The 10,079-nt window shown below is 44.4% G+C and carries 8 protein-coding genes and 1 tRNA gene; 6 read left to right on the top strand and 3 right to left on the bottom strand.

What is annotated here, in order from left to right:
* Positions 1 to 145 precede the first annotated feature (145 nt).
* Positions 146 to 230 (bottom strand) — tRNA-Leu (locus ED652_RS23095).
* A gap of 195 nt (positions 231 to 425) precedes the next feature.
* Between ED652_RS23095 and ED652_RS23090 the strand changes: the two genes are divergently transcribed.
* Positions 426 to 902: an RDD family protein gene (locus ED652_RS23090; protein WP_122056295.1), complete on the top strand. Its 477-nt coding sequence runs from the start codon at positions 426 to 428 to the stop codon at positions 900 to 902.
* A gap of 62 nt (positions 903 to 964) precedes the next feature.
* Here the strand turns inward: ED652_RS23090 and lptG are convergent, their stop codons facing one another.
* Both lptG and lptF read right to left on the bottom strand, forming a co-directional pair.
* Positions 965 to 2,035, bottom strand: coding sequence for an LPS export ABC transporter permease LptG (gene lptG, locus ED652_RS23085; protein ID WP_122056294.1), 1,071 nt, complete (start codon positions 2,033 to 2,035; stop codon positions 965 to 967).
* A 3-nt stretch (positions 2,036 to 2,038) separates the two neighbouring features.
* On the bottom strand, positions 2,039 to 3,139 hold the full coding sequence (gene lptF, locus ED652_RS23080) for an LPS export ABC transporter permease LptF (protein ID WP_029225986.1): 1,101 nt from the start codon (positions 3,137 to 3,139) through the stop codon (positions 2,039 to 2,041).
* A gap of 192 nt (positions 3,140 to 3,331) precedes the next feature.
* On the opposite strand from lptF, the gene pepA reads away from it, so the two are divergent.
* The 5 genes from pepA (at position 3,332) to ED652_RS23055 (ending at position 9,987) form a co-directional block, all read left to right on the top strand.
* The gene (pepA, locus tag ED652_RS23075; protein ID WP_065104169.1) at positions 3,332 to 4,852 is read left to right on the top strand and encodes a leucyl aminopeptidase; all 1,521 of its coding nucleotides are present in this window, start codon (positions 3,332 to 3,334) and stop codon (positions 4,850 to 4,852) included.
* A gap of 99 nt (positions 4,853 to 4,951) precedes the next feature.
* Entirely contained in the window at positions 4,952 to 5,401 is a 450-nt protein-coding gene (locus ED652_RS23070; protein ID WP_065104170.1) for a DNA polymerase III subunit chi, read from the top strand.
* 102 nt (positions 5,402 to 5,503) lie between these two features.
* Positions 5,504 to 8,377, top strand: coding sequence for a valine--tRNA ligase (locus ED652_RS23065; protein WP_122056293.1), 2,874 nt, complete (start codon positions 5,504 to 5,506; stop codon positions 8,375 to 8,377).
* Positions 8,378 to 8,597: 220 nt separating this feature from the next.
* Positions 8,598 to 9,002: a DUF2061 domain-containing protein gene (locus tag ED652_RS23060; protein WP_122056292.1), complete on the top strand. Its 405-nt coding sequence runs from the start codon at positions 8,598 to 8,600 to the stop codon at positions 9,000 to 9,002.
* A 79-nt stretch (positions 9,003 to 9,081) separates the two neighbouring features.
* Positions 9,082 to 9,987 (top strand): helix-turn-helix domain-containing GNAT family N-acetyltransferase, encoded by a 906-nt coding sequence (locus ED652_RS23055; RefSeq protein WP_122056296.1) that lies wholly within the window; start codon positions 9,082 to 9,084, stop codon positions 9,985 to 9,987.
* Positions 9,988 to 10,079: the final 92 nt, after the last annotated feature.

Here is a 10,079-nt window from a genome sequence, read left to right as displayed (position 1 = left end):
TATTAAATGCTGGTTTTAGTCAGGTGGTGAAAAACTAGGCACTCATGCGGTAGCCCTGGCTTCCATCCAAGCCGACACGCTGGGTTAGGAATTCACAAACGCCCAAAACGACGAAAGGTCGCTATAAAAGCGACCTTTCTATGTTTGGTACCGGTAGGCGGACTTGAACCGCCACGCCCGAAGGCAACGGATTTTGAATCCGTCGTGTATACCAATTTCACCATACCGGCATTATCTTGGGGCATTGCCCTTTCGATGTTTGGCATTATACGTATGCGAACTGATGTGGCAAGTATAAAAACTTGAATTCATGTGTGTTTGCCGATAATTTCGCCACTAAGTCATAAGCTGTGCGTCATGTCTCTTTTCACGCCAAGCCTTAGACTATATTCTGACGCCTAAATTTTTGAAGAAGTAATAACACCATGCCATCAACAAACACAATGCCACCAGCAGGAGTAATGCGCCGATTTGGTGCCTTGTTCTATGACGCCCTTATCGTAATCGCTATTGAAATGTTGGCGGCTGGCGTCATTGTCGCTCTACTGCACGCACTCATGGCTCTTGGCGTTTTTAACCATAGCGGTTATGCCGATGTTAGTGACTTCTTAACGAACCACCCTATCTGGAGCCCAGCATATACTTTCTACCTAGTCGTAGTTTGGGTGTACTTTTTTGTATTCTTCTGGACCAGAGCAGGCCAAACGCTAGGAATGAGAGCTTGGAAACTGCGTGTTCAAAACAAAGATGGCTCAGCAATTACGGTAACCCAAGCCCTGATTCGCTTAGGAACTTCAGGATTTGGATTGGCAAACTTATGTGTTCCATTCGATCCTCAGAAACGTGGCTTTCACGACATCTGGGCGAAGACCGAAGTAGTCGTGCTACCACAAGCACGATAACGCTATTAATCTCGCTAAAAGTAAGATCAAAAAAGGAAGGCGTTATGCCTTCCTTTTTCTATTTACAGTTTCCGCCTCAAGAGCATTATGGCTATTCCGAGGAACACCACGCTCGGGGCTAGCGCACCAAAGGCCGGTGGTATTTGGTAAACCAAACTGACCGGACCAAAGAACTCACTGGATATATAGAAGGTGAAACCAGCAATAACCCCCGAAAGAATTCTTGCTCCCATAGTCACACTTCGTAATGGACCAAAGATAAACGACAGTGCCATCAACATCATGACCGCTATCGAGATAGGCTGAGTTATCTTTCTCCACAACGCCAGTTCGTAACGAGCCGCATCTTGTTCTGAAGCTTTCAGATAAGATACGTAATCATACAAACCACTTAATGACAGCTCTTCAGGCTTAACCGTTACAATCGCAAGCTTATCTGGAGCGAGTGATGTCTTCCATGAGTATGTCGGTAGGCTTTCTTTGGTAATCTGAATCTCATTTTCGAACGACGTGATCTCTACATCGTTCATTGTCCAAACGTTGTCTCCAACGTAATCGACCTCTTCAGAATATATCGCGGTCTTAAGTGCCTTATTCTCATCAAAGCGCCACATGTTCAAACCATATAGCTTTTCATCGTCAATTTTGACAACGAATATAAAATCATTGGCATCACGCGCCCATACCCCACTTTGGGTAGAGATAATATTACCACCAGCAATCGATATGGTTCTCAGATCACGAGCCATCTTCTGTGCTTGAGGCGCCCCCCATTGACCAAGAAGAGTCACTACGATCATTAATGGAATGGCGGTTTTGAGTACCGATAGGCCAATATCTAACTTAGAGAAACCGGCAGCCTGCATCACCACCAGCTCAGAGCTCGCAGCAAGCATACCCAATCCAATCAACGCACCAAGTAATGCAGCCATTGGAAAGAACATCTCGATATCACGAGGGATACTCAATAGAACGAAATACAGCGCTTGTAATAGATCATAGGTACCACGACCAACCTTTCTCAGCTGCTCTACGTACTTGATAATCCCAGAGAGACCAACAAACGTCACCAATACCAGTGACGTCGTTGCGATGATGGTTCTGCCTATATATAAATCGAGAATCTTAAACACGGCTTAAGCTAACCTTTTATTCTTGAATTTTTCTTTCAAACGCCTTACTGGCACGCTATCCATAAAGTTTGCACCAATTGCGACAAATAACAATAACGCATTAATTGGCCACATGCCGACTACCGCAGGGATACTCCCCTCTTCAATCGAAGATTTGGTTGCACTGATTGCTAAGAAATAGGTTAGGTAAATTAGAATAGCAGGCCCAATTTTAGCGAAACGACCTTGTCGAGGATTTACCGCAGATAGTGGCACAACAAGCATGGTCAACAATGGAATACAAAGCACCAATGAAATTCGCCACTGTAATTCCGCTTTCGCACTGTTTTCTGGATTGCCAATCAGTTCGAGCGTAGGAATGGCTTCCCAATCTCGACCTTTTTTCTCAACCTCACGCTGACCAATTAAGCCTTCGTACTCTTCAAAGTGCGTCACCATATAATCAAGACGTGTTGGAATCCCTTCATGACGGGTACCATCGTACATCACAATCACTTGGCGACCATCGCTGAGCTCTTTTACATCACCCGACTTAGAGAACATCACACTAGGCAATACCGAATCACGTGGGCGCATTTGAGCAACGAACACATTTTCTAACTTATTACCGTCGATATCATCAATGAAAACGACAGAAGAACCATCCGGCGTGCCTTCAAACTTACCTTTTGGTAGCAAATCAACGCTATTTTCTGCAGCGACTTCTTCATACATTTGCTCAACTTTGTCTTGCGACCAAGGAGATAACCAAAATGAGTTAAAGGCAGCAACAGATGCGGTAATCAAAGCCAAATAAAGCGCAGATTGGATAAGGAATTTATTACCAATACCCGTAGCGTTCATTACGACTATTTCACTTTCAGCGTAAAGACGGCCAAAAGTAAGCAAAATACCAATATAGATACTGAGTGGAAGCATCAACAAGCCCATTGCTGGCATATTTAGACCAACAATCGACAATATGAGGCTCGCAGGAATATCACCATCAGAGGCGTCCGCTAAAACACTGATGAATTTTTGGCTGAGAAACACGAGAAAGAGAACAAAAAAGATCGCAAATTGGCTCTTGATTGTCTCGCGGATCAAATATCTAACAATAATCACGCTCAAATTACCTATACAAAACTTGTTTTTTTGATTGAATCACTATAATTTCCCGTTGAACCTTTTATTTTTTTAAATTTTTAGCTAAGTGTTAGCGTTATTCTTTAAGGTTAGTTCCATTATAGGATCCAACAAGTAAGAACCCATTATCTAACATTTAGTTCGATTTGTCTTCAGGATGTAGGAGTACGCATGGAGTTCAGTGTAAAAAGTGGCAGCCCAGAGAAACAGCGCAGCGCATGTATCGTTGTCGGTGTATTCGAACCGCGCCGCCTTTCTCCAGTAGCCGAGCAATTAGATAAGATTAGCGATGGCTATATTAGTTCACTGCTTCGTCGCGGTGATCTAGAGGGTAAACCTGGCCAGATGCTGCTACTGCATCAAGTACCTGGTGTACTTTCAGAACGTGTTCTACTGGTAGGCTGTGGTAAAGAGCGTGAGCTAGGCGAGCGTCAATACAAAGAAATTATCCAAAAAACCATCAGCACACTAAACGAAACAGGTTCTATGGAAGCAGTATGTTTCCTTACAGAGCTTCACGTTAAAGGTCGCGACACTTACTGGAAAGTTCGTCAAGCGGTAGAAGCGACTAAAGATGGTCTTTACACATTCGACCAATTTAAGAGCAACAAACCAGAGACTCGTCGTCCATTGCGTAAATTGGTATTCAATGTACCAACTCGTCGCGAGCTAAGCCTTGGCGAAAAAGCGATTTCTCATGGTCTTGCTATTGCTTCAGGTGTGAAAGCATCTAAAGACCTTGGCAACATGCCACCGAACATCGCAAACCCGGCTTACCTAGCTTCTCAAGCTCGTCGTTTAGCTGACGATTATGAGACAGTAAAGACTAAGATCATCGGTGAAGAAGAGATGGAAAAGCTGGGTATGACTTCATACTTAGCAGTAGGCCGTGGCTCTAAGAACGAATCTATGATGTCTATCATGGAATACAAAGGTGCTGCTGACCCAAATGCAAAACCTATCGTTCTAGTTGGTAAAGGTCTTACTTTCGATTCAGGCGGTATCTCACTTAAGCCTGGTGAAGGCATGGATGAGATGAAGTACGACATGTGTGGTGCTGCATCTGTATTCGGCACAATGAAAGCATTGGCGAAACTTAACTTGCCAATCAACGTTGTAGGTATTCTTGCTGGCTGTGAAAACATGCCGGGTAGCAATGCTTACCGCCCAGGTGACATTCTAACGACAATGTCTGGCCAAACGGTTGAAGTACTCAACACTGATGCTGAAGGTCGCTTGGTTCTATGTGATGCTCTAACTTACGTTGAGCGTTTTGAACCGGATTGTGTTGTTGACGTTGCAACACTAACTGGCGCGTGTGTTATTGCTTTAGGTCACCACATCAGTGGCGTTCTATCAAACCACAACCCTCTTTCTCATGAACTTGTTAATGCTTCAGAGCAAGCAAGTGACCGTGCATGGCGTCTACCTATGGCAGACGAGTACCATGAGCAGCTAAACAGCCCGTTTGCTGATATGGCAAACATCGGTGGCCGCCCTGGCGGTACTATCACCGCAGGTTGTTTCCTGTCTAAGTTCACCAAAAAGTACCACTGGGCTCACATCGACAGTGCAGGTACCGCGTGGAAGTCAGGTGCAGCGAAAGGCTCGACAGGTCGTCCTGTCTCAATGCTAGTCCAATTCTTATTGAACCGCAGCGGCCATGAGACTGAAGAGCAATCTTCAAAATAATGAAAAGGGCCTACGGGCCCTTTTTTAATAAGCGCTATTTGTTAGATCCTGTTAACCAAGTAACATTGATATCCACGATTTTCAGTTCGAGTGTTAAATATGCAGACTGCTACGTTTTACATTGTGTCTCCAGACAGCCCGCAAGCCAGTGAAGAGGGTTTTGCTCACTACGTGTTGTTTCTTGCGCAGCATTTTGCAAAACAAGGCGCTAAACTTTATCTCAACTGTAACGATAAAGATCATGCTGAGCGTATCGCTGAAATTTTTTGGCAGGTAGAGCCTACTGAATTTATCGCGCACAACTTGGTTGGCGAAGGTCCAAAATATTCAACGAATATTGAGATAGGCCACCAAGGTGTCAAACCTAATTGGAACCGCCAATTGGTAATAAATCTGGCCGATAATCATACAACCTTTGCGAACGCCTTTGCTCAGGTGATAGACTTCGTTCCTTGCGAAGAAAAACCTAAGCAACTCGCTCGAGAAAGGTATAAAATTTACCGTCAGGCTGGATATCAGCTACAAACTATCGAGATTCAACATCCATAGTCAAACCTCATAGTTAAAGCTATCTTTGGATTTAGATTCAAGAAGCTTCACTTATGAAGTTTGACCACGATTAACCATTCACAGTATCCGTTTAAGAGCACTATGGAAAAGACATACAACCCAACATCAATCGAACAAGCTCTGTATAAGACTTGGGAAGAGAAAGGCTACTTTAAGCCACACGGTGACACATCAAAAGAAGCTTACAGCATCATGATCCCGCCACCGAACGTCACTGGTAGCCTACACATGGGTCACGCGTTCCAAGATACGATCATGGATACGCTTATCCGTGCTCAACGTATGAAAGGCAAAAATACGCTTTGGCAAGTGGGTACTGACCACGCTGGTATCGCAACTCAAATGGTTGTTGAGCGTAAGATCGCTGCTGAAGAAGGCAAAACAAAACACGACTACGGCCGTGAAGCTTTCATCGACAAGATCTGGGAATGGAAAGGCGAATCAGGTGGCACGATCACTCAACAACTTCGTCGTCTTGGTGCATCTGTAGATTGGGATCGTGAGCGATTCACTATGGATGACGGCCTATCGGCTGCGACTCAAGAAGTATTTGTTCGCCTATACGAAGAAGACCTAATCTATCGTGGTAAGCGTCTAGTAAACTGGGATCCTAAACTGCACACTGCAATTTCTGATCTTGAAGTTGAGAACAAAGACAAAAAAGGTTTCATGTGGCACTTCCGCTACCCACTAGCGAATGGTGTTAAAACTGCTGACGGCAAAGACTACATCGTCGTTGCGACTACGCGTCCTGAAACCATGCTTGGTGATACCGGCGTTGCAGTTAACCCTGAAGATCCTCGCTACAAAGATCTTATCGGTAAAGAAATCCTGCTTCCTATCGTAAACCGTCTTATCCCTATCGTAGGTGATGAGCACGCTGACATGGATAAAGGCACGGGTTGTGTGAAAATCACGCCAGCTCATGACTTTAACGATTACGAAGTGGGCAAGCGCCATAGCCTACCAATGATCAACATCCTAACGTTCAACGGTGATATCCGTGATGCGGCTGAAATCTTCACAACGAACGGTGAAGAAAGCGATGTGTACTCAACAGATCTTCCAGCTAAATACCAAGGTATGGAGCGTTTTGCCGCTCGTCGTGCAACGGTTGCTGAATTTGAAGAGCTAGGCCTACTTGAAGAAATCAAAGATCACGATCTAACCGTTCCTTACGGTGACCGTGGTGGCGTGGTTATCGAACCAATGCTGACGGACCAATGGTACGTGCGTACAGCGCCTCTTGCTGCGCCTGCTGTTAAAGCCGTTGAAGATGGTGAGATCCAATTCGTACCTAAGCAGTACGAAAACATGTACTTCGCGTGGATGCGTGACGTGCAAGACTGGTGTATCTCTCGTCAACTTTGGTGGGGTCACCGTATCCCAGCATGGTACGACAACGATGGTAAAGTTTACGTAGGTCGCACTGAAGAAGAAGTTCGTGAAAAGAACAACCTTTCACCGGTAATTGTTCTTAAGCAAGACAACGACGTTCTTGATACATGGTTCTCTTCTGCACTTTGGACGTTCGGCACACAAGGCTGGCCTGAAGATACTGAAGCAATGAAAACATTCCATCCATCAGAAGTACTAGTATCTGGTTTTGATATTATCTTCTTCTGGGTTGCTCGTATGATCATGATGACCATGCACTTCGTGAAAGACGAAGATGGCAAGGCTCAAGTACCTTTCAAAACAGTTTACATGACGGGCCTTATCCGTGATGAAAACGGCGACAAGATGTCTAAGTCGAAAGGTAACGTACTTGACCCTATCGATATGATTGACGGCATCGGCCTTGAAGAGCTAGTAGAAAAGCGTTGTGGCAACATGATGCAACCTAAACTGGCTGCCAAGATCGAAAAAGCCACACGTAAAACTTTCGAAGATGGTATCGAACCATACGGTACCGATGCACTGCGTTTCACTCTTGCTGCTATGGCTTCAACTGGCCGTGACATCAACTGGGACATGAAGCGTCTTGAAGGTTACCGTAACTTCTGTAACAAGCTATGGAACGCAAGCCGTTACGTACTGATGAATACAGAAGAGCACGATTGTGGCATGTCACTGTCTGTAGAAGACCGTGCAAACATGGAATTCTCTCTAGCAGACAAGTGGATTGAATCTCAGTTTGAAGTTGCAGCGAAAGAGTTTAACGCTCATCTAGACAACTACCGTCTAGACATGGCAGCAAACACGCTTTACGAATTCATCTGGAACCAATTCTGTGACTGGTACCTAGAGCTAACTAAACCTGTTCTTTGGAAGGGTACTGAAGCTCAACAACAAGCGACTCGTTACACGCTTATCACGGTTCTAGAGAAGACTCTGCGTCTTGCTCACCCTGTTCTTCCTTACATCACTGAATCTATCTGGCAAAGCGTTAAGCCGCTAGTAGACGGCGTTGAAGGCGAGACCATCATGACTCAAGCGCTTCCTCAGTTTAATGAAGCTAACTTCAATGCTGAGATCGTTGACGACATCGAATGGGTTAAAACTTTCATCACAGCTATCCGTAACCTACGTGCGGAATACGACATTGCACCAAGCCAAGGCTTAGAAGTAATGATCAAAGTCGCTGATGAGAAAGATGCAGCTCGTATCGAAGCAAACAAGATCGTTCTTACTTCTCTAGCTAAGCTAGACGATATTAAAGTTCTAGCAGACGGCGAAGCAACTCCAGCTTGTGCAACTAAGCTTGTTGGCAAATCTGAACTGATGATCCCAATGGCGGGTCTTATCGACAAAGATGCTGAGCTTGCTCGTCTAGATAAAGAAGTAGCGAAAACTCACGGTGAGATTAAGCGTATCGAAGGTAAGCTAGGTAACGAAAGTTTTGTTGCTAAAGCACCTGAAGCGGTTATCGCGAAAGAGCGTGAAAAGCTTGAAGGCTACCAAGAAACTCTTGTTAAGCTAGAAGAGCAAAAAGCGACTATCGCTGCTCTTTAAAACTGAATGAACGAGGAGGTTTCGAACCTCCCGCTCTAGACAAAAAGGTTGGCCTTCATGGTCAGCCTTTTTTTGTGCCCTAAGTTCCAGTCCAATCAGCTTCACTCCAGCTTATTGATAGCTTTTGCCTATCAAAACAATCTTAACTTCCCATTAGAATTAATGATAATAATTCTCAATAATAGTTCTATCGAAACAACACAACGACTGAGTAATTATCATGAAAAAGACACTAACCTTTGCTGCATTACATTTTACTATCGCATTTAGTGTCGCTTACGTACTAACAGACGACATCTTAATTGGTAGCTTAATCGCTATGATTGAGCCTTCTGTGAATACCGTCGCCTTCTATTTTCATGAAAAGGCGTGGGCTCAAGTTCCAGCGCTTAAAGCTCGTCAGTGGATGACAAAGTTAAAAACAGCAAGCTTCGCTACTATCCACTTTAGTGTTGCCTTTACCGTTGTCTACTTATTGACTGGCGACGCCTTTGTTGGTGGTGTGATGGCAACGTTAGAACCCGCTTTGAATACTGTGGCTTACTATTTCCATGAGAAGGTGTGGTTACGAAAAGCAGAAAGCCAAGCAGCACAACCACAGTTTTGTTTGCACCAACATGCTTAACCTAGAGAGTTCACTGTTGACATGGTTGCGATTCGCAATTAAATTACAGTTGTACATCGCAACCATATTGAGAGGCAACATGACTTCAGCACAACTTAGAGAATTATCACGTCAGCTCGTTCGACAGCTTGGAATGCTCGACAAAGATTGTGGTGATATTGCCCTACCTCCGATTCAAGCTCATACACTGATTGAACTAGAACAGCAGTCATTAACCGTGAATCAATTAGCGGATAAGCTCAATATTGATAAGTCCAACGCCAGTAGAGCAGTCAACAATCTAGCGAAGAACTCGTTAATTCAAACCTCACCACACCCCAACGATAAGCGCAGTGTTGTAGCTTCAGTAACAGAGCAAGGGAAAAACACTCTTGCCAAACTTCACAATCAACAGAATCAATTTTATGACTCGGTACTTGAGCGTTTAACGGAAGCGGAAACTCAACAAGTCTCGGGGGGAATCGAGCACTACCTTAAAGCACTGCAACAAAGCCACGCTTCAATCGATGTGGTAGTTCGCCCCCTACTACAGGAAGACAACACCGTAGTGGCCAATGTGATTCGCCAAGTCTCTTATGAAAACGGGCTAACTGAAGATAAAGGCTATGGTGTTGCTGATCCCACCTTAGAAGACATGTTCAGTGTTTATAACAATGAAAGATCTCAGTATTGGGTGATTGAACTTGATGGAAAGGTTGTCGGTGGTGGTGGATTTGCACCATTAGCAGGTATGCCAGAAGTCTGTGAACTGCAAAAGATGTACTTTTTGCCAGAAACCAGAGGCAAAGGCTTAGCGAAGAAGTTGGTTAATATGTCGATGGAGAAAGCTAAGGAACTGGGTTATCAACATATGTATCTAGAAACGACCGAATGCCTTAATGCCGCCGTTAAACTTTACGAAAAATTGGGCTTTGAACACCTTGATTCAGCTTGGGGAGAAACAGGCCATGACGCTTGTGAGGTTGTCATGGCCAAAACGCTATAATGTGTTTTTGAAATAGAGTTAGCGTCGGCAGTTCATCAGGGCGGGATCGCACTTTGTTAACAAATATGATCTAATATTGCCAAACCCATAAT

The sequence above is a fragment of the Vibrio sp. Evd11 genome, from assembly GCF_900382755.1.
Lineage (GTDB): Bacteria > Pseudomonadota > Gammaproteobacteria > Enterobacterales > Vibrionaceae > Vibrio > Vibrio lentus.
This window is presented reverse-complemented; position numbering and strand designations above follow the sequence as displayed.

Coding starts and splice junctions, on each gene's coding strand:
- pepA (WP_065104169.1), top strand. CDS start 3,332: ATGGAGTTCAGTGTAAAAAGTGGCAGCCCAGAGAAACAGCGCAGCGCA.
- ED652_RS23070 (WP_065104170.1), top strand. CDS start 4,952: ATGCAGACTGCTACGTTTTACATTGTGTCTCCAGACAGCCCGCAAGCC.
- ED652_RS23055 (WP_122056296.1), top strand. CDS start 9,082: ATGACTTCAGCACAACTTAGAGAATTATCACGTCAGCTCGTTCGACAG.
- ED652_RS23060 (WP_122056292.1), top strand. CDS start 8,598: ATGAAAAAGACACTAACCTTTGCTGCATTACATTTTACTATCGCATTT.
- ED652_RS23090 (WP_122056295.1), top strand. CDS start 426: ATGCCATCAACAAACACAATGCCACCAGCAGGAGTAATGCGCCGATTT.
- ED652_RS23065 (WP_122056293.1), top strand. CDS start 5,504: ATGGAAAAGACATACAACCCAACATCAATCGAACAAGCTCTGTATAAG.